This window comes from Pseudomonas ovata (genome assembly GCF_003131185.1).
In the GTDB taxonomy this organism is placed as follows: Bacteria; Pseudomonadota; Gammaproteobacteria; order Pseudomonadales; family Pseudomonadaceae; genus Aquipseudomonas; species Aquipseudomonas ovata.
The window spans coordinates 180,340-206,851 of record NZ_QFFU01000002.1 but is presented as its reverse complement, the minus strand read 5'-3'; the positions used below and the strand labels follow the sequence as shown (position 1 = coordinate 206,851).

Sequence of the window (26,512 nt, the reverse complement as noted above, 5' to 3'; positions counted from 1 at the left end):
CACTCATATTCGGGTCGAAGCAGGCGCAGCACTCAGGCTCGCGCTTCAGATCGGTACGGCACAGGCGGGCCATTTCGACAGGGCCAGACACCGGCGTCAATACGCAGGTCTGCATTGTCTGATTGCAGCAAAGCGCAGACGCAGGCACGACATGACGCCCGGCGCACGAAAAAATGAGCAAGCCCAGGTTTGCTGTGGTCTGCATGAAAACAGCGCGGATGCGCAAGGAATCGCTCATGCACCACAACGAGTTTGCCAACCGGCAGGAACCGGTCCGGGAAGACATGGCCTTGCAGCGCAGGTTCTGGCGCTTCGAGCGGGTCGGCTGGCTGGCCTTGCTGGTGCTGATCGCCCTGGCCCTGGCCGGTCTGTTTTCCAAAGGGCCGCTCAGCCATGTCCAGGCCCGCACCGCAGACGCACGCCTGCAGGTCGAGTATGAGCGCTTCAGCCGCAATGGTGCCCAGGAAGACCTGGTGATCTCTACGCACAGTGCGCCCGGCAAGATTCATTACGTGGTGGTGGGCGGCGAGTTGCTGCGAGGGTATTCCATCGAAACGATGTACCCGCTGCCGGCACCTTCGCGCAGCCGTGGCCAGGACTTGCTGGTCGCCCTGCAGGCCGATGCCCAAGGCATTGCCACGCTGTACCTGACCCTGCGCAGCAACGGCGTGGGGCGCTATCGCGGCGTGATCGGCCTGCAGGACGGGCCGGAGCTGGACATCGGCAAGTTCATTTACCCCTGATACGGAGGTCACCTTTTCATGGATGCCGTCTTGCGCGCTGCGGTGATGTACCTGGTCCTGGTGGTGCTGTTCAAGATCGCCGGGCGCCGTTCCCTGGCCGACCTGACCACTTTCGATTTCGTCTTGCTGTTGATCGTCGGCGAGGCCACCCAACAAGCCTTGCTGGGCGACGACTTCTCGGTTACCAATTCGATTCTGATCATCGCCACGCTGATTGCCATCGACGTCGGCTTCACCCGCCTCAAGCGGCGTTACGGGCGTCTGGCGCGCGTGGTGGACGGCGGGCCGACCCTCATCGTCGAGAACGGCCAGTGGCTGCACCTGCGCATGCAAGAGGCGCGCGTGACCGAAGAAGACGTGCTGGAGGCGGCACGCACCGGTCAGGGCCTGGTCAGTCTTGAGCAGATTCGCTACGCCATCATCGAGCGTAACGGGACCATTTCGATCATTCCTGCCCAACAAGCGTCCTGAGTGTTCACCGGGCAATAGCCGTTCTGCCGGTAACAGCCTGTAACGCGCCGGCTGGAGCCGTTAAGCTGCCATCCTTTTGCGCTGTTGCCGGCGCCAGACCGTGATCGAAGGACCCCGCTTGAACACCGTCACCGAACCCCAGCGCCCCAACCGCCGCAAGATCGTCCTGCTTGGCCTGCTGCAAATCCTCTCATGGGGCGGCTCGTTCTACCTGCTCGGCGTCCTGGCCGACCCCATCGCGGCCGACACCGGCTGGTCGCATCAATGGGTGCTGGGCGGTGCCTCGCTAGGCCTGCTGGTGGCGGCCCTGTTGTCGCCCTTGTGCGGTCGGCTGATTGCGCGGGTGGGCGGGCGCAAGGTGCTGGCGGCCCACGGCCTGATCCTCGCCGCCGGCCTGGGGTTGCTGGCCATCGCCCCGTCGCTGCCGGTGTTCCTGCTGGCCTGGGCCGTGCTGGGCGCGGCCATGGCCACGGGCCTGTATGACGCACTGTTCACCTCGCTGGGGGCGATGTACGGCATGAAGGCCCGGCCGGTGATCGTTGGCATCACGCTGATTTCGGGCTTCACCACCACCCTGATCTGGCCGCTGCTGGCGATCATGAACCAGGCCATGGGCTGGCGCTCGACCTGCGCGGTGCTGGGCGTCATCGTGCTGTTCACCCTGTTTCCACTGTACCGCTATGCCCTGGCCGAGCATGTGCCGATGCCGCCCCGTGCCAAGATTGCCGCTGGCAACGGACAGGCCCTTGCGCCCTCGATCTACGGGTGCATGACGGCGCTGTTTGCGATCGCTGCCGCGCTGATGACGTGCCTGTCCATCGTTCTGCTCACGGTCTTGCAGGCACGCGGTCACAGCCTGGCGTCGGCCATTGCGCTGGGCGCATTGATCGGCCCGGCCCAGGTGCTGTGCCGTGTCGGGGACCTGCTGATCAAGCGCCAGGCGCCGATGTTCACCGCCTTGCTGTCCAGCGGCATGACTGCCCTGGGCCTGCTGCTGGTCGACTTTGCCCAGGACCTGGTGATCTGGGGCCTGCTCTGCTACGGCGTGGGCAACGGCTTGCGCGCCATCGTCAAGAGCACCCTGCCGATGGTGGTGGTGCATTCAGCCGACTATGCCGTGGTGTCGGGGCGCATGGCCCGCCCCGCCCTGCTCGCCCAGGCCGCAGCGCCCCTGGCCTGCGGCTATGTCATGGCCACCTGGGGCAGCGAGGCGGTCATCCACCTGCTGACGGCCCTGGCGCTGATTGCCTTTGGCTTGTGCCTGTGGCTGGTGCGCCTGATCAAGCGACAGGGGCCGATCGCTTGAGGATTCAGCTACGGCGCAGCCACTGAAACCCTGGCAGATCGATACGTTGTTCAATCGTGCCGTCCCAGGCCACATCGAAACCGGCCGCTTGCAGGGCATCGACGATATGCCGGGCCACACGCAGACTGTGATCGGCATCATCGGCCATCGCCCCGAACGCGATCATCAGACCGCCTTCTTCTATAGCGCGCTCCACATCCTGACCGTGATAGAAACAGAAGCCGTGATAGTGTCCCTCGGGCGCATCGTGAACAGCCTCGGCTATTTCAGTAAAACCCTCAGACATCGTGTAACCGGCATTGCCCAAGGCGCAAATACCCGCTTCGTGAAGCTGTTCAAACACGCTATCAAGCCGGTCACAGGGCGTGACGGTCGGCCAGGTTTTCTGCTGGTCACGCTTGTTCTGTAGTTCCGGCTCGATCAGGCCCTTGAGCATTTCATCGTCGCAATCGTCTTCCAGAATGTCGTCGACCATGTCGGTCATTTCTTCGACGGTATAAAAACCGGACCACACCCACAGGCGGATACTGTTGGCGACATAGCGTTCGTCTTCATTCATTGGCGGTTCCTTGAATAGGGCAGGCAGATGGACACGGCCTATCCGACCGGCACCGACCCATGAGGTTCCACCACGCCGTCCGGTGTACAAGGTCTTGACCCGTTGAATAAAATGGCGCGGTGGATCATTTATAACTTACTGATTTAAATACGCGACCGCCCTGACAGGTCTATTCTCTCGACCTGCAGATTCAATTACTCTGCAACGTATTGATACAAGTCAGCACAGCCGCTATTTTTCCATGCAGGCTGCACGGTGGGCTCAACTATCCTGAGCCTGCAATGTCAGTTTCATACGCCGATTACTCCGGGAAAGTCGGCGTTTATTTTTCGGGAGCATCTTTCATGGCAGTACTGCAACTCGGCACGATCGAGGCGATCAAGAATAACCAGCCGCAGCTTCTGGACGCCTGGCGCAAAGGCCTGCAAGCCAAGGGCGCCACGCGCAATGTCAAGGAACAGGATCTGCAGCAGCAGACCGCAGAGTTCCTGCAGCTGGTGATCAGCGGCCTGCAAGACGGCCATGGCACGCAGACAGCCGCCACCGGTTGGGCTGACACCCGTCAGTTCCTGGAAAAGCTGTCGGCCAGCCGTGCCCTGCTGGGCATGGACTCGCAACAGACGGCCAATTTCATCTTTGCGCTCAAGGGCCCGCTGTTCAGTGTGCTGCAAGACCATTACCGCAACGACCCGGCGCAATTGACCGAGCAGCTTCTGGAAATCTCCGAGCTGTTCGATGCCCTGGGGATGCACACCATCGCCACCTTCCAGAAATCCCGGGAAGCGGTGATCAAGCGTCAGCAGGAAGAACTGCTGGAGCTGTCGACCCCGGTGGTCAAGCTGTGGGACGGCGTGCTGGCCCTGCCCATGATCGGCACCCTGGACTCGCAACGCACGCAGATGGTCATGGAGTCGTTGCTGCAACGCATCGTCGACACCGGCTCGGAAATCGCCATCATCGACATCACCGGCGTGCCCACCGTCGACACCCTGGTCGCCCAGCACCTGCTCAAGACTGTCACGGCCATCCGCCTGATGGGCGCCGACTGCATCATCAGTGGCGTGCGCCCGCAAATTGCCCAGACCATCGTGCACCTGGGCCTTGACCTGCAGGGCGTGGTGACCAAGGCCAATCTGTCCGATGCCCTGAAGCTGGCGTTGACCCGCCTGGGCATCAATCTCAACAAAGCAGTCTGACCATGGACAAGATCCCGATCCTGCGCATGGGCGAGTTTCTGCTGGTGACCATTCAGGTCGACATGCATGACCAACTGGCCATGGCGCTGCAAGACGACCTGGCCGAATTGATCAGCAAGACTTCGGCGCGTGGCGTGCTGATCGACATCTCGGCACTGGACATGGTCGACTCCTTCATCGGCCGCATGATCGGCACCATCGCCGGCCTGTCGCGGATCATGGACGCCGAGACCATGCTGGTCGGCATGCAGCCGGCCGTGGCGATCACCCTGGTCGAGCTGGGCATGGACCTGCCCGGCGTCAGCACTGCGCTGAACGTCGAGCGCGGCATGCAACGGTTGCGCGAGCGAGTGAATCTTCGATGATCGAGCGCAGCAGCGGTACCCAGCCGATTGCCGTCGAGCAGGACGTGGTCCTGGCCCGCCAGACCGCGCGCAAGCTGGCCACCGAATGCGGCATGCGCCTGGTCGACCTGACCAAGATGGTCACCGCTGTCAGCGAACTGGCGCGCAATACCGTGGTGTACGGCGGCGGTGGCGACATGGACTGGCAGATCCTCGACGACAGCACCCGGGTCGGCCTGCGCCTGACCTTTCGTGACGAAGGCCCCGGCATTCCCGACCTCAAGCTGGCCCTCACCGACGGCTGGACCTCCGGCGGCGGCCTGGGCCTGGGCCTGACCGGTGCCCGGCGGCTGGTGGATGAATTCGAACTGGACACCGCACCCGGCCAGGGCACCCGCATAACGATTACCCGATGGACATGACCCTCAGCGGCACCCTGACCTGGGTCCTGCCGATTGATGACAGCAGCCAGGTCGGCCATGCAAGGCGCAGCGCCCAGGCCCTCGCCCAGGAGCATGGCTTCAACGAGACCGACGCCGGCCGTGTGGCACTGGTGGCCACGGAACTGACCAGCAACCTGCTCAAGCACGCAGCCCGTGGCGAGCTGCACCTGCGCGTCTTGCCGCGCTTCAATGGTTTCGGCATCGAACTGCTGGCCGTGGACCGCGGCCAGGGCTTTGACCTGCCGGCCTGCCTGACCGATGGCTTCTCCACCGGTGGTACCCAAGGCATCGGCCTGGGCGCGGTGTCGCGCCTGGCCGACGTGTTCGATGTGCATGCCGACGCGCGTGGTGCGGTGGTGCTTGCGCGCCTGTACCGACGTGACGACAAGGCCCGCGACCTGGCCTTCGGCGTCAGCCAGCACTCGCTGCACAACGATCCGGCCTGTGGTGATGTCTGGCACCTGAGTCTCAAGGGTGGCGACCTCAGCGTGCTGGTCATCGACGGGCTCGGCCACGGGCCCGACGCCGAACTGGCCGGTCGGGCCGGCGAGTCAGCCTTTGCCCAGGCACCCTTCGCGGCACCGACCCTGCTGATGGACGATCTGCACCATGCCATGGGCGGTACCCGGGGCGGCGCGGTGGCGATCGCGCAATACCAGGCCGCTGACGGACACCTGAGGTTTACCGGCATCGGCAATATCGGTGCCAGCCTGATCAATGCCGAGCGTGCCCGGGGCCTGGCCTCGCACCCGGGCATCGTGGGCGTGCAGTACCGCAAGGCGCAATCGTTCGATTTCCCGCACGTGGGCGAACACCTTTTGATTCTGTACAGCGATGGCTTGCAGTCACGCTGGAACCTGAGCGATTACCCGGGCCTGGTACATCGCCACCCTGCGGTGATCGCCGCCGTCCTGCACCGCGACTACTGCCGCGGCCGCGACGATGTGACGGTCATCGCGCTGAAACTGGAGACGCAGCATGACTGACCTTGCCAATGACCAGGCCGCGTTGATCAAGCGACTGCAAGCTGAAAACGACGCCCTGCGCGCCGAACTGGATGAGACCAACCAGGGTGTACTGGCGCTGTATTCGGAACTCGACAATCAGGCTGACCAGTTGCGCCAGGCGTCGGACCTCAAGAGCCGCTTCCTGTCGTACATGAGCCATGAGTTCCGCACGCCGCTGGGCTCGATCCTGAGCATCACCAGCCTGTTGAGCGATGAACTCGACGGCCCGCTGGGCGTGGAGCAGCACAAACAAGTGGCGTTCATCAGCACCGCCACCCGCGAACTGAGCAACATGGTCGACGACCTGCTGGACCTGGCCAAGATCGAGGCCGGGCGCATCACGATTTCCCCGGACTGGTTCGACATGCTCGACCTGTTCGCGGCCCTGCGCGGCATGTTCCGCCCCATCGTCGACACCGGTAACGTCGACCTGATCTTCGAAGAACCCAAAGGCTTGCCACAGCTGTTTACCGACGACAAGAAGCTGGCGCAGATCCTGCGCAACTTCATTGCCAACTCACTCAAGTTCACCTCCCAGGGCGAAGTGCGGGTTTCGGCAAGGCTGGAGGGCGCAAACCAGATCCGCTTTGCGGTCAGCGACACCGGTATCGGCATCGCGTCCGAGTTGCACGACACGCTCTTCGAAGACTTCTCCCAGGTCGACTCGCCGCTGCAGAAGCGCCTGCGCGGCACCGGGCTGGGCCTGTCGCTGTGCAAGCGCTTTGCGACGTTGCTTGGCGGCCGGGTCGGCGTCGAGAGCACCCCGGGGGTCGGGTCGACGTTCTTTGTGAGCATTCCGCTGGCGCTCGATGAGGATGGCGCCGATGAAGCGTGATACGCGCCTGCTGATCGTTGACGACAATGTCGCCACCCGCTATGCCCTGCGCCGGCGCCTGGAAAAGCACGGTTACCTGGTCAAGGAAGCCGGCACCGGTGGCGAAGGCCTTGAGCTGATTGACACCGAGCAGCCCGATGCGCTGATCCTGGACGTCAACCTGCCGGACATGAGCGGCTTCGACATTGTGCGGCGCCTGCGCGCCGACCCGTTCACCGCCCTGCTGCCGGTGATCCATGTCTCGGCCGCCTCGATCCAGACCGGCGACATCATCACCGGCCTGAACGCCGGCGCCGACGCCTACCTGATTCACCCGGTCGACCCGGATGTGCTGCTGGCGACCCTGCGCACGCTGTTACGGGTGCGCGACACCGAATATGCCTTGCGTGAAAGCGAGGCGCGCTTTCGGGAAATATTCGTCAATGTGTCGGCGCCCATTGCCGTGCTGGACGCGCAACTGAAGGTGCATGAATGCAACCGCGCCTTCAGCCAGTTGATCCAGGACAATCGCAACCCCGTGGGCCTGGAGGAATGTTTTGCCGCCGGCCAGAGCGCGCTGCTTGATGAACTGCGCCTGCGCCTGGCCGACGGCGAACGCTGGCAAGGCTCGCTGACCCTGCGCGTGCAGGGCCAGTTGCGCGAAACCGAATGGCAACTGTCACCCTATCGCACGCCGGGCCTGAGCCTGGTGTTCATCGAGGACGTGACCGAGCATCGCCACCGTGAACGCTCGCACCTTGCACAACTGGACACCGCCAACACCCAACTGGCGATCGAGGTGGCCGAACGTGCCCGCACCGAGGCGCAATTGCTGCAAGTGCAGAAGATGGACGCCCTGGGCAACCTCACCGGCGGCATCGCCCATGACTTCAATAACCTGTTGACCGGCATCATCACCAGCCTGGAACTGATCCAGAAACGCGTTGCCGACGCGCGGCTCGACAAGGTGCAAATCTATGCCGAGGCCGCCCTGAGCTCGGCCATGAGCGCCGCGTCCCTGACCCACCGCTTGCTGGCCTTTGCCCGCAAGCAACCGCTCGATACCCGCCCGGTCAACGTCAATGAACGCGTGCGCTCGCTTGAAGAGCTGCTGCAGCGCACCATCGGTGAGCGCATCGCCCTGCAATTGGAGCTGAGTCCCCATGCCGCTGTGGCTCTGGTCGACCCCAGCCAGCTCGAAAGTGCCGTGCTCAATCTGGTGATCAACGCCCGCGATGCCTTGCCCATGGGAGGCAATATCTGGATCGCCACCTACATGGCCCACTCCAGCGGCGACCCGAACCTGGCCGATGGCGCCTACGTGGCCCTGAGCGTGCGTGATGACGGCACCGGCATCGACCATACCCTGATCGACAAGGTGTTCGACCCGTTCTTTACCACCAAACCGCTGGGCCAGGGCACCGGGCTCGGGCTGTCGAGCATCTACGGTTTCGCCCGCCAGTCGGCCGGCAATGCGAGCATTCGCAGCGTGTCCGGGCGTGGCACTGAAGTCACCATCATGCTGCCGGCCAGCGAAGAGCCTGAAAGCATCACGCGCGTGCCGCAACCAGCCATTCGCCAAAGTGCTGGCGAGCATGTGCTGATCGTCGAGGACGTCGCTCCGGTTCGCCTGTTCGTCACCGAAGTACTGGCCGACGCCGGTTACCGCTGTACACCGTGCGGCGATATCGAGAGCGCATTGCAACACCTGCAGCATGATCCCTCGATCGACCTGCTGCTCACCGATGTCGGCCTGCCGCGCATGAACGGCCGCGAACTGGCCGAACGGGCACGTGTCTGGCGCCCGCACCTGCCGATCCTGTTCATGACCGGCTATGCAGCCGGCGCCCTCAACCGGCAGATGTTTCTGGGCGAGCGCATGGACATGCTGGTCAAGCCGTTCCAGATCAATGAACTGCTGGAAAAGGTGGGTTGCATCCTTACAGAAGGCTGATGAGTGACCGAACCCCACCTTTGCCGTCGCAGGAGCGCGCTTGCCCGCGACCGAGTGCGTAGCGCTCGCAGAAATCTCGGAAACGCTGAGGATTTACGGCTGTAAATCTGCGAAACGCTGAGGATTTACGGCTGTAAATCTGCGAAACGCTGAGGGTTTACGGCTGCTAACGCAGCCGGTCGCGGGCAAGCGCGCTCCTACAAGCGCCTTTTAACCGTTATCAATGAGGTCGATTCGTGTCAACAGGCAACAACACCGCGCCCAGCGCCGGACTGCGTTTCTGGATTCTGCTGGCCCTGTCGATGGGCAGCTTTGCCATCGGCACCAGTGAATTCGTCATCATGGGCCTGCTGCCCGAAATCGCCCGCGGGCTTGAGGTCAACGAACAGCAAGTCGGCCACCTGATCAGCGCCTATGCACTGGGCGTGGTTGTCGGCGCACCGGTGCTGGCCATGCTGGGCAGCAAATTGCGACGCAAGACCCTGCTGGTCGCGCTGATGCTGTTCTACGCCAGCGCCAACCTGGCCAGCGCCCTGGTCACTGACTACCACGGAGCCATGCTCGCGCGCTTTGTCAGCGGCCTGCCGCACGGCGCCTACTTTGGCGTCGCGGCCCTGGCCGCTGCCTCGATCAGCCCGCTGCACAAGCGCGGCGCGGCGGTGAGCACCGTTCTGATGGGCCTGACCGTGGCCATGCTGATCGGCAACCCGCTGGCCACCTGGCTGGGCCAGTTGCTCGACTGGCGTTATGCGTTCGTGGTCGTGGCCATTCTCGCCGGCCTGACCTGCATCCTGGTGCAGTGCCTGCTGCCGGCCGGCGACAAGCCTCAGGCCAGCAGTGTCCGTCACGAGCTCAAAGCCTTCTGCCAGCCGCAGATCGGCCTGCTGTTGTTGATTGCCGCCATTGGTTTTGCCGGCATGTTCTGCGTGTTCAGCTACCTGGCCCCGACCCTGCTGCAGGTGGCCGGTGCCGCGCAAAGCTGGATCCCCTTCGCCCTGGCCTGCTTTGGCGGCGGCGCGGTGATCGGCAACATCGTCGGCGGCCGTCTGTTCGACCGTTTCGGCGCCCGGGCCATCGGCATCGTGCTGGCGTGGTCAATCGTCGTGCTGCTGGCCTTTCCCTTTGCGGCGCATTCGATCTGGACCCTGTTGCCGGCCATCGGCTGCGTCGGCACCATGATCGCCCTGGGCCCGGTGCTGCAAACCCGCCTGATGGACATCGCCAAGGGTGCACAGACCCTGGCGGCGGCGTCCAATCATGCGGCCTTCAACCTGGCCAACGCGCTGGGACCCTGGCTGGGCGGGATGGCCATTGCCGCAGGCTGGGGCTGGACCTCGACCGGGTATGTGGGGGCCGCGATGGCCGTGCTGGGACTGGTGGTGTATGTGGTCGGGGTAAGGGGCAAGCAAGGCTGACGCGCATCGAAAACATTTAGGAGCGACCAACGGTCGCGAATCTGCCCATGAATGATGCAGGGGCTTTCGCGACCGCGGGTCGCTCCTGCAGCCGGATTTCAGGTCCGGAATCCGGCGCTACATCCCGTCCCGGTGCACAAAACACAGCTTGTTCCCTTCAGGATCCCGGCAATATGCGCCGTAGTAGTCCGGCGAATAATGCTCGCGGATCCCTGGCTCGCCTTCATCACTGCCGCCCTGCTCGATAGCCGCCTGCCAGGCCGCACGCACCTGCTCCTGGGAGCCGGCGGCAAAGCTGACCTGCACACCATTGCCCCAGGTCGCCGGTAAGCCGTTGAAAGGCAGTTGCACATAGAACAGCGGGTACTGCGTGCCTGGCGTGTGCCAGCCGGCCCCGGCGGGACCGCCGTCGGATTCTGCGTCCATGCGCACCAGGCCCAGCGGCGCCAGTACGGCATCGTAGAAAGCAATCTGGCGCTCAAGGTCACGGGCGCCGATCTGAATGTGACTGAACATACGCTCTTCTCCTGGGTGGCAATCTGCCGTGGCAGAGTGATACGGGGCCGGCTTAGAATGACGGCACGGCTTTGTTCACAGGGAATGTCTGCCATGGGCTGTCCACACGTTTGTTCCGGCGCCACGCTGCAATGCAGTTTCGGTGTAGCGCCCTCGATGCTGATGGTGTTGCCGATCAACCGCATGCTGGTGTCCAACATGCCGGCCGCCAACATCATGGACAACATTCCGCTGCTCAATATCCTGCCGTTCGGCATGTGCCAGAGCATGGCCAACCCGATGGTGATTGCGGCCACGGCCGCCGCACTGGGGGTGCCGACCCCCATGCCCTGCATCCCGGCGACAGTGGCACCGTGGATTACCGGCGCGCCGACGATGTTGCTGGGCTCGATGCCGGCGCTGGATGCCAACAGCACATTGATGTGCATGTGGGCCGGGGTGATCAAGGTCGCGTTTGCAGGGCAGGTCCAGCTGCTGATTCCGTAGCGGGCCGTTTCACTGCGGTCCCTGCTGCCACTTCACCCACCAGGCCTTCCAGCGCCTCAAGGGCCGGCCGTAGGCATCCAGCGGCCGTCCGTCGCGGCTGAACTCACAGGCACGCTGCAACAACTTGCCCCGTTCATATTCCATTCGCGCTGCCACATTGCCGTTGCTGTGAAAACGCTGGCTGATGCCGTGCATCTGCCCCAGCCGAAAGTGCTCGCGTGCGGCCAGGCTGCCGTCTTCGAAGTAAGTGTTGGTTACGCCATGCAGCAGGCCGGCCTGGTAATTCGCCTCGCGGATCAGCGGCCCCTGCGGGCTGTAGAACTGCGCCGGGCCGTGCAGTTTGTCCAGGCGGTAATGCAACCGTGCGCTGACCACGCCGTTGCTGTGGTACAGCACCATCGGCCCGTCAAGCTGGCCGTTGCGGTAGGTCAGCGCCGCTTGCGGACGGCCGGTTTCGGTGATGTGCGCCGGGCCTTCCAGGCGCCCGTCAAGCAGTGCGGTGCGCAGGTGGCTTTCGGCGCGCTTGAGGTCGACCTTGACGACGTTGTCCATCACACAGCCCTCAATTGACTTTCACCAGGCCGCCCTTGATGGTCAGCATCGCGCCGCCATCGACGGTCTGCTCGGCGCCGCCCTTGTTGGTCAGGCTGACGCCGGCGTCATTGGTCAGGCTGGTGCCGGCCTTGTTGGTCAAGGTGGTGCCGCCCTGATTGGTGAGGCTGGTGCCGGCTTTGTTGGTCAGCGAAGTGCCGGCCTGGTGGGTGACGCTGGCACTGCTCTTGGCAGTCAGGTCACCGTCGCTTTGCAGGGTCAGGGTGCCGGTGACCTTGATGGTCAGGTTGCCCTCGACGGTCAGTGAATAATTGCCCGACACGGTGTGGCTGTAGTTGCCTTTGGTGGTGTGGGTCTGGTTGCCGCCAACCTTGAGCGTGCGGTTGGCTGTCACGTCCAGGGTGTCGCTGCCCGCTTGCAGGGTCACGCTGCGGTTGCCCTGCTCCAGCGTGACCGTCTCGTTGCCCTCCTTCACCGTGCGGGTGCGGTCGTTCTGCACGGTAAGGGTTTCATCGTGGCCGACCGTGGCGCTGGTGTCGTTGAGGACGTTGATGGCCAGGTCTTTCTGGGCCTGCAGAAACACCTGCTCGGCGTCCTTCTTGTCTTCGAAACGCAGTTCGTTGAAGCCTGCACCGCCTTTGGACGACTGGGTCTTGAGGCCGGACTGGGTCTGGTTGGCCGGCAAGGCATACGGCAGCGCATTGTCGCCGTTGTAAAGACAGCCGGTCACCAGCGGCCGGTCCGGGTCACCATCGATGAAAGTGACCACCACTTCCTGGCCAATGCGCGGAATGAACTGCATGCCAAAGCCCTTGCCGGTCCAGCCCTGGGCCACGCGCACCCAGCACGAGCTGTTTTCGTCGGACGCACCGTCGCGGTCCCAGGGGAACTGGATCTTGATGCGCCCGTTCGCGTCGGTCCAGATCTCTTCGCCGGCCTTGCCCACGACCTTGGCAATCTGGGTGTGCATCACCGGTTTGGGCGTCAGGCGTGGCGGACGATAATTGACGCTTTTGGGGATGGCTTCGAACCGGTTAAGGTAACGCTCGTGGCTGATGTCCTGCGCCACCGAGGTGACCACCCAGTCGATGTTCAGGCTGCTGTCGTCATGCCCGCTCAGGGTGAACCAGTGCCCCGGCACCAGCCAGCGACAGTCGCTTTCACCGACAAAGCGTTGTTGCTGAGTGCGCAAGGCGTCGATGCGCTGTTTGGTCAACGCATCGCCACGGGCCTTGGTGCCATAGCCTCCGGGATGTTCGTACATCACCAAGGGGCCGGCACTGGCCTGGGCCTGGCTGTACAGCGAGGTGCTCGGGGTGGCAAAGGCATAGTCGGTGGTGCTGAACACCCCGGACACCGCCTGCAGCACCTGCTGCCCGGAGCGAATGCCGTGCAGTTCGCGCAGGCCCGTTCCTTGGCCCAGGTACTTGACGGCAGGCCCGTTGGGGATTTGCACAAAGGCATCGTTGCTGTCGCCCAGCACCAGCGTGTGAACCCCCGATTCATGAGTGAAAAACCAGAAGATGCCCTCTTCTTCGAGCAGGCGCGACACAAAGGCAAAGTCGGTCTCGCCGTACTGCACGCAGTATTCGCGCGGGCTGTAGCTGGCCGTCAGCGACAGCTTGAACGCGGTAAAGCCGTGGGCCTTGAAAATCGTGGTGACGATGTCCGAGGTCGCCAGGTTCTGGAACACCCGGTTATTGCTCGCCAGGGTCAGCCACCACAACCACGGGCGCAGGACCACCTGATAGCGGTCGGCCGTGGCATCGGCAGGCAACTGGCGGATCTGCGCCACCAGCAGGTCCAGCGGTCGCTGCAGGGCATCGTTATGCAGGGTCAGGGTCACATGGCTGGCAATCGCCGAAGCAAGCGTCAACGGCGTATCGCACTGGCCGTGCAGCGTCAGCGACCCCGTCGAATTGAGCGCTTCATCGCCACTGACCGACTCTGGATAGAGCGCGGCCAGGGCCGAAGCCGTCAACGACAGGCTGGTGTTGGTGTCGGTGAAACGGGGCATCAGGTAATCCCGGGCAATAAGGGTGGCACGCAATGAGCGCAGCGTGCGGGGCCTGGTGACGCACTGGCAGGCAACACCCCGGCGTCAGACATTATGGATTTCAACATCCTGGTCGAAATTATTGGCGTTGGGCCCGTGTAACAAGGGCGCACCGGCAATGTAGTTACCGGCCCCCTGATGACCCGCCAACGCGCCAGGCACATTATAAGGAGCAAACAGACCAAAATTGATTGGCAATACAGGCAATGCCGCCCGATTGGCGACGGCATGTGCAATCACCACATGAATGGCTCCGGCAATCTTCGGCAACGTAATGGCTCGCCATCTCACCACCATGTGTGATGGAACAAAGGTGTAGAGGTCATTGGCATGGGAGGGCGGAATCGCAAACGTATCGATCGATCTGACCACCTGATATTCCACACCGATCCAATGATTGGGCATCGGGTTATTCAGGTCATAGTTGCGACAGGCGCCCAGAAAGTAGCGAATGTGATTTTCGATACCGGTGTGCCAACGGTTGGCCTGGGCACTGAGAATCGTCAGGTTACGCCAGTCATTGCCCGGACCGCCCCATTCACCGTTGATCAGGTGCCCCCGTTTCCAGCTGACGACGTCCTGCAAGAAGGTGTGACCCGGAAACCCCATGCCGACCCAGGGAGTGCTCCAGCCTTCACCACCGACACTGGGTTGATTATTGACCTGTACGCCACCGGGTGCCGCAATGTCCGGGCCCAGTACGCAATGCGCCCAGGTCGCGCCCATGGTTTTGCCATGGACGGCGTAAAGTGGACCGTAAAGATCGGCCTCCATGGTGAAGACCGTCTGGTCGGGCGCCGTGTTGCCGTTTTGGTTGGTCCAGCGTGACATGGCAATGTCTCCATCAATGAATGCAGGTGCAGGCGCTGCTTGCGGATGACCCGCCACGTCGATCCAGCCCGGAAAGGTTCAGATAGACCCCCGGCGCAAGCGGGTTGCCGTGCTGGCCTGGGTTTGCATCGGTTCGTCCCGAGTCACCGTTGCACTGGCGAACACCGCAAGCCCTGCTACCATTTGCGCCGACCGGGCATGGCAGGAAGTACAAGGCAACATGAACTGGGTGTAGGGACCGCCTTCAAGATTGGGGGTACAAAAGCGGTTGGGTCGTGCATCCCACCACATGGCGAGCTGCCCGGCCAGATCACCTTTCAGGCCTCGGACCTCGATCAGGTTGAACGCCTTGGGCTCTGCACAGAAGCGGCTTGAATCAGCACATTGCCAGGCACTGTTGACGTGCTTCTGAATGGCAGCTTCGGTGGAAACCGGCACATTGGGGTTATCCCGATACATATACTGGTTCGGGTTGCCGCCCATGATGCACAACGCCTCGACATGAACACCCAGGTTGCACCTGTCGCCATACGGCTGACGGCTTGCCCATTGACAGAAACTCTTGATGCTCTGCCTGGCCATGGTCTGCTGCGCCTTTGGAAACAGGTCACAGCGCAAGGCCACGGCGCACCCCAGCAACCGGCGAATCGGCAGGACTGCCGAATCGAAGCTGCCGCCGATAGGCTTGCCGTGGACGTCCCTGCCAAACAGGCCGTTAGGCAGCCGCTTGATTTCATCAATGGCAGCATTCAGGTCCGCCAGCTCCGGCGTAGCCTTGGGTGGCACAAAGGCATTAAGAACGTAGTTGCGTGTATCGATATGCGACGGCGAATAAAAAACAGCCGCTGTGTCAAAGGTCACACAGGCTACTCGGCAAAAGGTGCTGCCGATGGCTTCCTGCAAGGACAACTGCAACTGATCAATGGCGTTGTCAGGGATATTGGCACCGCCGGAGGCGGTCACGACAAAGGTGATGGCAGAAGGCGTGCGCAACTCGACAATACAAATGGCGCCCAAATGCCTGGGCACATCGTTTTCAATGAAGGCGCGGCACAGTAGCTCGGCTGCCAGCAACGTGTTGTCTGTCGGCAGCGGGAAGGCGCCAAACCTGGCTTGCTCGGCCTTGAAGCCTCTGAGGCTCTTGCCGATTTTGTAAAACTGCTCATAGTCGCTATGCATGATCAATCCTTGTCGATCCGATCTGAAAATGCGCTGTCACTCCAGCACCCACTGCGCCAACTGGCCTGTCACCTCACGCATCAACACATTCTCGATATCCCGTGCCCCTGCGCCCTGGCACTGCAAAAGCACCGCATGGACGATGCGCGGCTCAACCTTGAACGCTTTACCGGTCGCGGCCGTGTAGCGGGCCTGCAGCTTTTCCAGCCCGGCCAGCACGATGGCTTGCAACGTCGCCTCATCGAGCGGGCGATAAGGCACCACGGTCAGGCGCGCCAGAAAGGCCGGGCGAAAGGTGTGCAGCAAGACCTGATGCAGGCGCAGATGAAAGCCATCGCTGTCCAGCTCGGTCGCAGGTGTGTCGAGAATCAATTCGGCGCCGGCATTGCTGGTGGCCAGGATCACGGTGTTCCTGAAGTCCACCACCAGGCCGGTGCCATCCTCCATCACGCCCTTGTCGAAAACGTTATAGAAAGCCTCAAGCACATCGGGGTGGGCCTTTTCGATTTCGTCCAGCAGCACCACGCTGTAGGGCTTGCGCCTGACCGCTTCGGTGAGCACTCCACCGTGGCCGTAGCCGACGTAGCCGGGCGGTGCGCCCTTGAGCTGGCTGACGGTGTGCGCTTCCTGGTATTCGGAGAGGTTGATGCTGATCAGGTTGCGCTCACCGCCATACAGGGCATCGGCCAGCGCGTAGGCGGTTTCGGTCTTGCCGACACCGGTAGGGCCGGACAGCAGAAACACCCCGACCGGCTTGTGCGGATCGGTGAGGCCGGCGCGGTAGGCCTGCAAGCGTTGGGCGATGGCCGCCAGGGCCACGCCCTGCCCCATGACCCGCTGTCCCAGACGCTGCGCCAGCGTACGCAAGGCGTAGGCTTCGTCAGCGAGCATCTTGCCCAGCGGAATGCCGGTCCAGCCGGCGATCACCGCCGCCACGGTCCTGGAGTCCACCTGCTCGGGCACCAGCGGGTCGTCCTGGCGAATCACCGACAGGCCACTGTCCAGATGCTCCAGGCGAGCGGCCAGTTCATCGAGGCGCAGGTCCAGTTCGACATCGATCAGGCCCGGGTCGAGCGTGTCATTCAGGGCCAGCAATTGCTCGCGGATACCGGCGCGCTCGCGCACGGCACTGCGCTCCTGGTGCCAGCGGGTTTCCAGCTCCAGGACGGCCAGACCGCTGTCGTGTTCTTCACGCTCCAGCGCCTCGATACGCAGGCGGTGGTCCTGGCCGGTGACCTGCTCACGGCGCAGGCGCTGCAGTTCATCAAGGGCCGCGGTCTGGCGGTGGCGCAAGGCTTCCAGGGCCGGTGGCACATCGTGCTGGGCCAGCGAAACCCGCGCGCAGGCGGTGTCCAGTACGCTGATGGCCTTGTCCGGCAGTTGCCTGCCCGAGATGTAGCGCATGCTGAGCTTGACCGCATCGACAATGGCACTGTCGAGCACCTCGACACCGTGGTGCTGTTCCAGCCGGGCGGTGACCGCGCGCAGCATCTGCACGGCGGTGTGCTCATCGGGCTCTTCAACGTGCACAAGCTGGAAGCGCCGGGCCAGGGCCGGGTCCTTTTCGACGTACTTCTTGTATTCCAGCCAGGTCGTGGCCGCCAGGGTGTGCAGCTCACCGCGGGCCAGGGCCGGCTTGAGCAGGTTAGCCGCGTCGCTCTGGCCTTCGGCGGCACCGGCACCGATCAGGGTATGGGCCTCGTCGATGAACAGCAGCACTTTGCCGGCGGCCTGGCGCACGCCTTCGATCACGCCCTTGAGGCGTTTCTCGAACTCGCCCTTGACCCCCGCACCGGCCTGCAGCAGGCCCAGGTCCAGCGTGCGCAGGATGACGCCCTGCAACAGCGGCGGTACGTCACCGCAGGCGATGCGCAGCGCCAGCCCCTCGACCACGGCGGTCTTGCCCACCCCCGGAGCCCCGACCAGGATGGGGTTGTTCTGGCGGCGACGCAGCAGGATATCGATGCACTGACGGATCTCGCCATCGCGGCCAATGATCGGGTCGAGACGCCCGGCGCGGGCATCGGCGGTCAGATCGTGGGTGTACTGCTCAAGCACCGAGCCGTGCCAGGCGCCATCGGCAGCCCCTGCACCTGGCAGGTCCCGGCCCGGCACAGCCGACTCGACCGACGGTTCAAGGCAGGCCGGCAACTGCTGGCGCAACGCATGCACCGACACGTTGAGCAGCGACGGCATGCTGGCGGGCAATAGCACCCGCTGTTCGTCACGATCCAGCAAGGCCAGCAGCAGCAAGGCCGAGCGCACACGCGCAAAACCGAACGTACGCGCCTCAAGATCGGCGGCCTCGATCAGGCCCAGCAGCGGCTGCGACAGCACCGGACTGGCGTGATGGCCATCCTTGAAGCGCTCCAGCGTGCGCTGGATTTCAGCCCGCAACGGCTCGCGGGCCACACCCAGCACCGGCAGCACGAAACTCAGGTCGCCGCCGGGCATGTCCAGCAGCTCGAGCAGCAGGTGCTCGACCTCGACCACCGCCTGGTTGCTTTGCCAGGCCCGCTGCGCAGCGCGCTCCAGGGCCTGGTGGCAATGTGTATTGAGCTGCGCGACCAGCGTGGCGATGTCCATGTCAGGCACCCTCGCCGTTCAGGTCCAGATCGATACTGTAGGCGCCATGACGGGGCTCGCGGTTCAGCCGGCTGCCCAGCCCCAGCCCCGGTTGTGGCCCGTGCGCACGCCCCAGGTACAGGCGCCCGCTGTGCTGGACATGCAGGCGCAAGCTGCAATGCAGGTCGGCGGCCAGGTAGAAGGTCACCAGCGCCGCCAGTTCCCGATGGGCAGCGCCGTGCGGCATGAAACTGTCGAGCCGCTCAGGTTCCAGCGGGCCGATGTCCAGGCGCACGCCGCGCTGTTGGTCCCAGGCGCGGGAACCACACAAGGCGGTGCGGCCCAGGGCCAGATTGCGTCCGCCCAGGCCCAGTACGGTTTGCTTGGCGTCGGGAATCTCGCGCCAGCCCCCCTGAAAGCCTTCGACACGAATGCGCATCTCGAAATGATGGCTGAGCAGACTTTGCAGGCCGGCCAGCGAGCGGCGACCATTGGCCAGCAGACCGGTGCGGGAAATCAGCGCTTTTTCCGGCACTACCGGCTTCATCCCTGCAGGCTGGCGCACCAGGCCGCACAGCGCCTGCAACTGCTGGTACACCGGGCTATTCTCGCCACGGCTGTAGGGCAAGGCAATGCGCTGCTTGAGTTGTACCCGATACAGCAGGCTCAGCAGCCGGTGCTGAAACAGGTCCAGAAACGCCATGGTGCCGCGGTCCTTGACCCGTGCCCGTTGCTGCAGCCACTCCTGGTAGGCATAGGGCAAGGGACCGTCCGGGCCGCCGAGACCAAACACCGGGGTGTGCAAGGTCAGCCGTGGCGGGCGGTGACGGTTATGAGGCAACAACGGTGCACGCACCGGCACCAGGGGACCGATCAGGCGCGGCAACAGGCGCAGGCTGGTGATCTGGCTGGCCGAAAAGACCGGCAACAAGGGCCCGCGCAGGCGCACCACTTCCTGTTGCGGGTCGTTGCTGCAGCCCAGCGGCGGCAGCTGCGGCTGCTCGCGCTCGAGAATCTGCAAGGCCTGGAGCAACTCGAAGCGCTGCGGCACCTGCCGCAGCAGCGCGCCTAGAGTGCCAATGTCGGGACGCTGTCGGGCAGCCATGTCTTGATTACCTCATCGCCTTCGACCAGCACCGTACGCACAAAGCAGTTGGCATTGGCGTACAGCGCGAAAAAATGGGCCAGCACCGCGCAGAACATCACCCGGCTGTGACCGGCAGCGTGCCGGGCATCGAGCGTCAGGCGCACCTCCAGGCCATTGCGCCAGCCGCGCCAGGCATCAGGGCCGACACGGTCGACGACACGTGTGGTCTGCAGGTCGGTGATGCTCTTGATCAACTGGCTGATCGCCGGGTCGTCACGCAGGTTGTGCAGGGTCAGCATTTCCTTGAGCGACGCCAGCGCCCTGGGGCCTTCGACCAGAGAGGTGTGGTTGAGGTTGAGCTGCGACACCAGGCGCCAGCGCGCTCCGCCGTCCAGGTCCGGCATCGACTGGCGCGTGGGACTCTTGAGCAGCAGGATATCGGCCACCGGCCCGCTGCTCTCGAACTGCAGGCGGGTCAGTGGCGGCAAGGTCTCGGCCAGGTGACGGTTGGTGCACAGCACGGTGGCCGTGAAACTGCGCCCGGGCAGTTCGCGGGCCGGCTGGAACTGGCTGTCGACCAGGCTGATCATCAGGTCGGTGCCGGGCCGGTTGGCGCGCAGGCCATTGATGCGCCGCGCATGCCAGAACAGACCGTTGCGCGCGGCACGGTGCTGGTCGCCGTAATACGGCGCCACCGGCTTGATGCCGTCGGCCCCGCTGGACACCAGGCGCTTGATGCTGTGGATTTCCAGGCTGTCGTCACGGTGTGAGTCAGCCACCAGCAAGTGCTCGCTGTGGGTGCCGTCCGGGCGCAGCGTCTCGGCAGTGCGCGCAAACAGATTGATCAGCGGTGCACAGCCCAGAGCAATGTCCTCGCGCTGCAGGCTGACCCGGCGATCAGGCGGCTTGTTGAACGCGACGTACACCAGCAGGCGCTCGCCGGTCTGCACCGGGATCTGCAGCGGAATATCGAAAAAGGCGAATTTTTCGGCAAAGGTGAAATATTCCACCAGCAGCCGCAGCGCCGGGTGCACACCGTCCTCTTCGGGCAACAGGCTTTCGTGCTCGGCAAACCCCACCGCCTCGGGCAGCCGATGCTCGGGCAAGACCAGCGGCGGCCCGCCGGGCACGGCGCACACCACCTTGATGCTGTGGGCGGCGAGCAGGTCGTAGAGCATGGCCCGGTGAATCGGCGAGCCGGACAAATGAATACGCAGGTGCGTCAGGGTGCCGGGCAGTTGTGACCACTGGGTTTCGCCGCTGCAGCTCAGTTGCAGGCACAAGGAGGAATGCGCTTCGCTGATACCGGTCAGAAACTGGGTGCGATCGGCATCGAGCAGGGTCACCTCATCGACCACGATCGGCCAGAGCATCACGCTGGCGCTGGTGCGAAAGTAGATGCTCTCGGTGTGTTTCTTGTCCGGCGCCCTGAACACCGAGGTGCCACGGGCCAGCGGGTAACCGTTGGCAATGTTGCCCTGGGCGGTGTCGGGCACGAAATGGCCGATGGCGCACGAAGGCATCGGCCGCAGCGCCAAGGGGTAGAGCTGTTCGAGCAAGGCATTGCTGAAATCGGCGTAACCGTCGTCCAGACGCCGTTGCAGGCGGGCAGTCAGCAGCGCAAAGCTTTCAAGCAGACGCTCGACATGCGGGTCCTGGGAGCCGGCGGCGGACAGTTTGAGGTTGCCGGCCAGGGCCGGATGGCTGGCGGCAAAATCCACCCCGGCACGGTGCAGCCAGGTCAATTCACGCTGGTAATAGTCCAGCAGTTCGGCATCAATCGAATCGCTCATGCCTGACCTCGAAGCCACCGTCGCCCAGATTCATCACAAACGCCATGCTTGGCGCCGATTCCAGGCCACGAACATGCCCGATCGCGCGTACCGTCATGCGGGTTCGCTGGCCTGGAATAGCCTGCACATCGACGCTGTCGAGCACCAGCCGCGGCTCGAAATGCACGATGGCATTGCGCACTTCACGAATCAGTTGCCGGTGATCCTGCTCGCGGTCGGCATACAGCGTGCTCCAGTCGGCGATGCCGTAATCGATCACGCTGGGCGTGATGCGATGAACACGCTCGGTGCGACGGGTGTTGAGCAGGCGCTCAAGCTCCCGACGCACCGATTCGCCGATCCGGCGCGCATCGCTGGCGTCGAAATCTGCGGCCTGACCACCGGCCAGAAGGTCGAAAAGGGCAACACGCATGCAAACACTCCAGCCGGCGCCAGGCGATCAAGCCGTCAGGACTTGATGATTTTGTTGGACGCCAGGTCCCAGGTGGTGGCTGCCGTGCCTTCCTTGGTGCCGTCGTCTTTCTGGGTGGTCAGCTCCCACTTGATCTTGGTGAAGTTCAGCGACAGGGTTTCCACCGGCTTGCCACCGGTGCCGCCGCTGACGCTGACGTTGGAAATGACCACGTTGGTCAGGGTGTAGACGATGAACGGCATGATCTGCCCGTTCTCTTCCGAAGCGTTGCGACCGATAGTGATCTTGGCTTCAGGGATCGGCTTGCCCGAGCAGCAATAGCTGTTGAGGTCAGGCGTGGAAGAGTCGATGAACTTGGTCAGCACGAACTCACCGATGTGCGGCTTGCCCGAGGTACGCTCCGAGTTACTGACGTCGTTGGTAACCTGCATGGCCACGTTATGGCTGTAGGACATGATTTCGATCTTGTCGACGTAGCCTTCGATCAGCGAGTCGCCTTTGATCGTACTGCCCAGGTCCAGAATGATTGCATCCATCGGGTGTATTCCTTAGTACGGCATAGAGAGGTTGATGGCCCGCCACGATCGGCGGGCCTGCGCAATCAGGCAGCAGCCGATGGCGGCAGCGCGGCGACCAGGCGGATCGAGGCGGTCAGCTCTTCAAGCTGGAAGTGCGGACGCAGGAAAACCGTGGCGCGGTAGCTGCCCGGACGGCCAGGCACCTCGGTGACGTCGACACGCGCTTCGCGCAGCGGGTACTGCGCCTTGATGTCCTGCGGCGCGTTGTCGTTGATCAGCACGTAGTCGGCAATCCAGTTGTTCAGGTAGCTCTGGACATTGTCGCGGGTCGAGAAGCTGCCGACCTTGTCGCGCATGATGACCTTGAGGTAATGGGCAAAGCGCGAAGCGGCCAGCACATACGGCAACATGCTCGACACGCGCGCGTTGGCGTTGGCCTCGAAAGTCTTGTAGGCCTGTGGCTTGTTGGTGGTCTGGCCACCGAAGAACACCGCATCGTTGCTGTTCTTGCGGTGACACAGGGCAATGAAACCCAGGCTGTCGAGTTCTTTCTCGCGGCGGTCGGTGATCGCCACTTCGGTCGGGCAATTGATCGCCTGGTCGCCTGCGGTGGTCAGGAACTGATACAGCGGCAGGCCGGCCACCACGCCACCGCCTTCAGGGCCGCGAATCGCGGCGCACCAGCGGTAATGAGCGAATGCATCAGTGATGCGCTGGGTCAGCAGCCAGGCCGCATTGCCCCACAGGAATTTGTCCGGGTCGGTCTTGTTCTCGCCGATGTCGGCAAACTTGATGGCATTGCCTTTGTCGTCACGGGTCACCGCGTCGTCACCCAGGTGCACGTTTTCGGTGAAGCTGGCCAGGCCCGGTACCGGTGCATTGATCGGGTCGTAGGGCTGGCGTGCCAGGTAGTGTGGCAGCACCATCGAGACATAGCGCGAATCTTCGGTCTCGCGGAACTTGTTCCACTCGATCAGCGCGGTGCTTTCGAAGACCTTGGCCAGATCACGCGGTACGCCCAGGTCGGCAAAGCTCTTGAGGTCGAACAACAGCGGGCTGGCGGCGGTGATCAGCGGCGCATGCGCGGCAGCGGCGACATTCGACAGTTTGGTCAACAGCTTGATGTCCGGCACGCTGCGGCCGAACTCGTAGTCACCCATCAGCACGCTGAACGGGTTGCCGCCAAAGGTGCCGTACTCTTCTTCGTAGACTTTCTTGAACAGAGCGCTCTGGTCGAATTCGATGGCCTTTTCCAGGTCCTTGGCCAGCTCCTCCTTGGTGGCGTTGAGCAGGCGCAGCTTGAGCGAGGTGCCGGTCTCGGTGTTGGACACCAGTTGGTGCAGACCACGCCAGGACGCTTCAAGCTTTTGCAGCGGCCTGGCATGCAGGATGCGGTTGAGCTTGGCGCTGATCTGATCGTCGAGTTCCTTGATCCGCTCACTGATGTAGTGACGTGGGTCCTGGCCCGGTTCTGGCTGCCTGTTTTCGACCTGATCGGCCAGCACTTCCAGCATCTCGCGGGCCTGGGACTCTTCGGCCTGGCGCTGGTGGGTATCAGCGGCCATGGTCATGTTGGAGACGATGCGATCGAGCAACAGATCGTTCTGCGTCTGGGTGGTTTCGGATGAAGCGGTGGACTCATTAGCCATGGATTATTCCTCCGTGGATGGGCGCAGATCGGGATTAGGACTGTTTGTCAGGCGTGTCGCTGCTGTCGTCCGCGCCACTGGCAGAGGTGTCCGGCGTGTCCTTGGGAGCGGGCAGTTTGCCCTTGAGTTCGCTCTGGAACTGAGCAATGTTCTTTTTGCTCGACAGGCCAAGCCCCAGGCTCTTGTCCAGCGCTTCGTTGCCGTCGAGCTTGATCAGCAGGTCCTGAAGAATGCGACGCTTCTCGAACAGGTGCTTCAGGTCATCGACCTGACCGACAATGCGCTCCGGGCTGAAGTCATCGATACTATTGAATTGCAGTTTGATGACCGCGCTGTCCGAAGGGTCAAGTTTGAAACTCAAGGAAGGCTGAATCTTTGCCAGAACAGTGTCGAAACTGTCGCGATCAATGTCGACGAAGCTGCGTTTATCCAGCGAAGCCCTGTCGGCTGGAATGTCGCCAGACAGGTCGGAAATAATTCCAACAACCAATGGCAACTCTTTGTTCTCAAGAGCGTTGCCAATTTCAACGTCGTAGGTAATCTGCACTCGCGGCGGGCGGTTACGGCCCAGATAATGCTGTTTGCTTTCCTGTTTCGCTGCCATGCCTTACTCCTTTGGTGGCCTCGCCGGTCGGCGCCAGGCACACACTGTCGACAATTTCTGACTGCCAGGCGGAAATCCCGTAGGAAAGCTGGCTGTGCAAAACATTAGAAGAAGGCTATAAGAATGCAAGACATTTCTTACAAAACTTGTATTGGAATCGTATGTATTTAATAAAGTTCCTGACAATGAAAAGAGTGCTTGTGATAACGGCCGCTTTTCTGATAAACGGTTGCAGCCTGTTTGCGCCCAGTGTCCAGTTAAATACCGTGCGCATCGATGTCGAACTCAAGGCCAACAATGACACCCCGGTGGCATTGGACTTTGTAGCCGCCAGCGATGCGCTCATGCTTGAACGCCTCAAGGCCACCACGGCCAGCCAATGGTTCGAACAACGCCAGCAACTGCAACGCGATTACCCGGGCGGTGTGCGGATCTGGAGCCTGGAGGTGGTGCCGGGGCAGTTGCTGGATGTGAGCAACATCCCGCTGCACGGCCGCAAGGCCGAGGGGGTGTTGATTTTTGCCCGCTACAGCACACCGGGTGCGCACCGTTTGCTGCTGCAGGCGCAACACAGCATCTGGCTGAAACTGGGCAACCGCGAGATGCGGCTGCTGGATGCCAAGGGGCAATAACGCCGTTTATTTTCACCAGGAGTCAAGGATGCGCAGTACCCCGGATGCAGTTTGCTGGAGCGATGGCATGCACTTGCTGCCCCAGCATTTCCAGTTGCAGAGCTTGCGCGCCGAAGGCCTGAGTGCCCAACTGGCAGAAAATGCCCGCCCCTGGTACTGGGGCGTGCGGCACCTGCAGATCGACAGCCTGGCGCTCGGCACCGGCACCGTACAGATCAAGGCGCTCAACGCGGTGTTGCCCGATGGCTTGCTGGTGGATTTCGACCCGGTGAAGGACAAGGGTTTTGCTCCGCAACTGAAAATCACCCCGCAGGATTTCGGTGACCAGCGCCAACTGCTGGTGTACCTGGCCGTAGATCCCCTGTGGAGCGCAGGCCAACTGGTTTCGCTGGCAGGCCGCCTGCGGTCGGACAACACCGCAGGCGTACTCGACCTGAGCTGCGGTCTGCACCCTGAAAATGTCACGGTCTGGCGCCCGCACTTGCGCCTGGTGCTGGCCGCCGGGCGTTCGGACTCGGTGTGCCTGCCGCTGCTGCGCCTGGGCTGCGAAGACAACACCATCAGCCTGTTGCCCTACACGCCGCCCTGCCCGTTATTGCTGCCTGACTCCCCCATTGGCACGCGCATCGCCGAGCTGTGCCAGTTGGTGCGGCGCAAATGCGAGTTCCTCAGCGGTCGCTGGCGCCAGGCCCATGAACTCGGCAAGCATAACGACAGTGCCGAACTGCGCCTGCAGATGACCGCGCTATGGGCACGCCTGCCGGAGTTGCAGGCCAATCTGGAAACCGGCGTTGCCACACCGGCCTCCTTGTACCTGCAACTGACCGGCATGGCCGGTGCCGTGGCCAGCCTGCAACCGGAACTGGGCGTACGTGCCTTCGCACCGCTGGACTTCGAAGACCTGCAGGCCGGTTTCGACGAAGTGCTGCAATGGCTGGAGTCACATGTGCAGATCATCCGCAGCGGCTATGACCGGCGTCCGTTCAGCAAGACCCAGAATGTCTTTTTCATCACCCTCACCGACACCCGCAAAGCGGCCCAGCACCTGGTCATGGGCCTGCGCATGCCGTCCGGCTCGGCCCCTCAGGCGGCGCGCGAATGGCTGGAACAGGCCAACATTGCCTCGCGCGAACACCTGCCCGTGCTGCAGCGCCAGCGCGGCGGCGGCCTGGCGTTCCGGCCCTTGCAGCGCCAGGACCAGGTGGCCTATGGGGTCGACGAAAACATCCAGTTGTTCACCGTGGATGCCCAGGGCCAATGGTTTCGCCCCGATCATGAGCTGTGCCTGTACATGCCGCCGAACGGCACCAAGGTCGCGCCCGTTGAAATCGTCATGCTCGACAAAAGCCAACCGGACTGAACTGCCTCAGGGATTGACCG

At 63.0% G+C, this 26,512-nt stretch carries 26 protein-coding genes; 13 read left to right on the top strand and 13 right to left on the bottom strand.

The window, feature by feature from the left end; all coding sequences use genetic code 11:
- Positions 1–236 precede the first annotated feature (236 nt).
- The 3 genes from DGA31_RS04085 to DGA31_RS04075 all read left to right on the top strand — a co-directional run bounded on the left by DGA31_RS04085 (position 237) and on the right by DGA31_RS04075 (position 2,520).
- Positions 237–743: a hypothetical protein gene (locus DGA31_RS04085; protein ID WP_056840152.1), complete on the top strand. Its 507-nt coding sequence runs from the start codon at positions 237–239 to the stop codon at positions 741–743.
- Positions 744–761: 18 nt separating this feature from the next.
- Positions 762–1,214, top strand: coding sequence for a DUF421 domain-containing protein (locus DGA31_RS04080; RefSeq protein WP_109511629.1), 453 nt, complete (start codon positions 762–764; stop codon positions 1,212–1,214).
- 118 nt (positions 1,215–1,332) lie between these two features.
- The gene (locus DGA31_RS04075) at positions 1,333–2,520 is read left to right on the top strand and encodes an MFS transporter (protein ID WP_193551490.1); all 1,188 of its coding nucleotides are present in this window, start codon (positions 1,333–1,335) and stop codon (positions 2,518–2,520) included.
- A gap of 4 nt (positions 2,521–2,524) precedes the next feature.
- Here the strand turns inward: DGA31_RS04075 and DGA31_RS04070 are convergent, their stop codons facing one another.
- Entirely contained in the window at positions 2,525–3,079 is a 555-nt protein-coding gene (locus tag DGA31_RS04070; RefSeq protein WP_109511628.1) for a DUF6891 domain-containing protein, read from the bottom strand.
- A 344-nt stretch (positions 3,080–3,423) separates the two neighbouring features.
- On the opposite strand from DGA31_RS04070, the gene DGA31_RS04065 reads away from it, so the two are divergent.
- The 7 genes from DGA31_RS04065 to DGA31_RS04035 all read left to right on the top strand — a co-directional run bounded on the left by DGA31_RS04065 (position 3,424) and on the right by DGA31_RS04035 (position 10,252).
- Positions 3,424–4,275, top strand: a complete 852-nt coding sequence (locus DGA31_RS04065) for an STAS domain-containing protein (RefSeq protein WP_109511627.1) — start codon at positions 3,424–3,426, stop codon at positions 4,273–4,275.
- A 2-nt stretch (positions 4,276–4,277) separates the two neighbouring features.
- A complete protein-coding gene (locus DGA31_RS04060) occupies positions 4,278–4,640 on the top strand; it encodes an STAS domain-containing protein (protein WP_056839551.1) in 363 nt (120 codons plus the stop codon).
- Positions 4,637–5,041 carry an anti-sigma regulatory factor gene (locus DGA31_RS04055; RefSeq protein WP_056839552.1) on the top strand — a complete coding sequence of 135 codons (405 nt, stop codon included), beginning with the start codon at positions 4,637–4,639 and terminating at the stop codon, positions 5,039–5,041. The genes DGA31_RS04060 and DGA31_RS04055 overlap by 4 nt, the downstream gene beginning before the upstream one ends.
- Positions 5,038–6,048, top strand: a complete 1,011-nt coding sequence (locus DGA31_RS04050; RefSeq protein ID WP_109511837.1) for an ATP-binding protein — start codon at positions 5,038–5,040, stop codon at positions 6,046–6,048. Before DGA31_RS04055 ends, DGA31_RS04050 begins: the two co-directional genes overlap by 4 nt.
- On the top strand, positions 6,041–6,904 hold the full coding sequence (locus DGA31_RS04045; RefSeq protein ID WP_109511626.1) for a sensor histidine kinase: 864 nt from the start codon (positions 6,041–6,043) through the stop codon (positions 6,902–6,904). The genes DGA31_RS04050 and DGA31_RS04045 overlap by 8 nt, the downstream gene beginning before the upstream one ends.
- The gene (locus tag DGA31_RS04040; RefSeq protein ID WP_109511625.1) at positions 6,894–8,837 is read left to right on the top strand and encodes a response regulator; all 1,944 of its coding nucleotides are present in this window, start codon (positions 6,894–6,896) and stop codon (positions 8,835–8,837) included. The genes DGA31_RS04045 and DGA31_RS04040 overlap by 11 nt, the downstream gene beginning before the upstream one ends.
- A 302-nt stretch (positions 8,838–9,139) precedes the next feature.
- A complete protein-coding gene (locus DGA31_RS04035; protein WP_109511836.1) occupies positions 9,140–10,252 on the top strand; it encodes an MFS transporter in 1,113 nt (370 codons plus the stop codon).
- A gap of 117 nt (positions 10,253–10,369) precedes the next feature.
- Here the strand turns inward: DGA31_RS04035 and DGA31_RS04030 are convergent, their stop codons facing one another.
- Positions 10,370–10,768 carry a VOC family protein gene (locus DGA31_RS04030; protein ID WP_109511624.1) on the bottom strand — a complete coding sequence of 133 codons (399 nt, stop codon included), beginning with the start codon at positions 10,766–10,768 and terminating at the stop codon, positions 10,370–10,372.
- Between the two features lie 93 nt (positions 10,769–10,861).
- Between DGA31_RS04030 and DGA31_RS04025 the strand changes: the two genes are divergently transcribed.
- Positions 10,862–11,254, top strand: coding sequence for a DUF4280 domain-containing protein (locus tag DGA31_RS04025; protein WP_056839557.1), 393 nt, complete (start codon positions 10,862–10,864; stop codon positions 11,252–11,254).
- A gap of 9 nt (positions 11,255–11,263) precedes the next feature.
- Here DGA31_RS04025 and DGA31_RS04020 read toward each other — a convergent pair whose 3' ends face one another.
- From DGA31_RS04020 to tssB, 11 genes are all read right to left on the bottom strand, one after another.
- Entirely contained in the window at positions 11,264–11,806 is a 543-nt protein-coding gene (locus tag DGA31_RS04020) for a toxin-antitoxin system YwqK family antitoxin (protein ID WP_109511623.1), read from the bottom strand.
- A 10-nt stretch (positions 11,807–11,816) separates the two neighbouring features.
- Positions 11,817–13,823 (bottom strand): type VI secretion system Vgr family protein, encoded by a 2,007-nt coding sequence (locus tag DGA31_RS04015; protein ID WP_109511622.1) that lies wholly within the window; start codon positions 13,821–13,823, stop codon positions 11,817–11,819.
- 84 nt (positions 13,824–13,907) lie between these two features.
- Positions 13,908–14,693, bottom strand: a complete 786-nt coding sequence (locus DGA31_RS04010; RefSeq protein ID WP_109511621.1) for a hypothetical protein — start codon at positions 14,691–14,693, stop codon at positions 13,908–13,910.
- 78 nt (positions 14,694–14,771) lie between these two features.
- Entirely contained in the window at positions 14,772–15,872 is a 1,101-nt protein-coding gene (locus DGA31_RS04005) for a hypothetical protein (protein ID WP_109511620.1), read from the bottom strand.
- Between the two features lie 36 nt (positions 15,873–15,908).
- Complete coding sequence (gene tssH / locus DGA31_RS04000; protein ID WP_109511619.1) at positions 15,909–18,458, bottom strand: type VI secretion system ATPase TssH; 2,550 nt, start codon at positions 18,456–18,458, stop codon at positions 15,909–15,911.
- Between the two features lies 1 nt (position 18,459).
- Positions 18,460–19,542: a type VI secretion system baseplate subunit TssG gene (gene tssG / locus DGA31_RS03995; RefSeq protein ID WP_109511618.1), complete on the bottom strand. Its 1,083-nt coding sequence runs from the start codon at positions 19,540–19,542 to the stop codon at positions 18,460–18,462.
- Positions 19,506–21,317 (bottom strand): type VI secretion system baseplate subunit TssF, encoded by a 1,812-nt coding sequence (tssF, locus tag DGA31_RS03990; RefSeq protein WP_109511617.1) that lies wholly within the window; start codon positions 21,315–21,317, stop codon positions 19,506–19,508. The genes tssG and tssF overlap by 37 nt, the downstream gene beginning before the upstream one ends.
- Positions 21,301–21,729: a type VI secretion system baseplate subunit TssE gene (gene tssE, locus DGA31_RS03985; protein ID WP_056839564.1), complete on the bottom strand. Its 429-nt coding sequence runs from the start codon at positions 21,727–21,729 to the stop codon at positions 21,301–21,303. Before tssE ends, tssF begins: the two co-directional genes overlap by 17 nt.
- 35 nt (positions 21,730–21,764) lie before the next feature.
- Entirely contained in the window at positions 21,765–22,265 is a 501-nt protein-coding gene (locus DGA31_RS03980) for an Hcp family type VI secretion system effector (RefSeq protein WP_109511616.1), read from the bottom strand.
- Positions 22,266–22,330: 65 nt separating this feature from the next.
- Positions 22,331–23,896, bottom strand: a complete 1,566-nt coding sequence (tssC, locus tag DGA31_RS03975) for a type VI secretion system contractile sheath large subunit (RefSeq protein ID WP_109511615.1) — start codon at positions 23,894–23,896, stop codon at positions 22,331–22,333.
- A 34-nt stretch (positions 23,897–23,930) separates the two neighbouring features.
- The gene (tssB, locus tag DGA31_RS03970) at positions 23,931–24,500 is read right to left on the bottom strand and encodes a type VI secretion system contractile sheath small subunit (protein ID WP_109511614.1); all 570 of its coding nucleotides are present in this window, start codon (positions 24,498–24,500) and stop codon (positions 23,931–23,933) included.
- A 185-nt stretch (positions 24,501–24,685) separates the two neighbouring features.
- Between tssB and DGA31_RS03965 the strand changes: the two genes are divergently transcribed.
- Both DGA31_RS03965 and tssK read left to right on the top strand, forming a co-directional pair.
- The gene (locus DGA31_RS03965) at positions 24,686–25,132 is read left to right on the top strand and encodes a type VI secretion protein (protein ID WP_109511613.1); all 447 of its coding nucleotides are present in this window, start codon (positions 24,686–24,688) and stop codon (positions 25,130–25,132) included.
- 28 nt (positions 25,133–25,160) lie between these two features.
- On the top strand, positions 25,161–26,492 hold the full coding sequence (gene tssK, locus DGA31_RS03960) for a type VI secretion system baseplate subunit TssK (protein ID WP_161959142.1): 1,332 nt from the start codon (positions 25,161–25,163) through the stop codon (positions 26,490–26,492).
- Positions 26,493–26,512 lie beyond the last annotated feature (20 nt).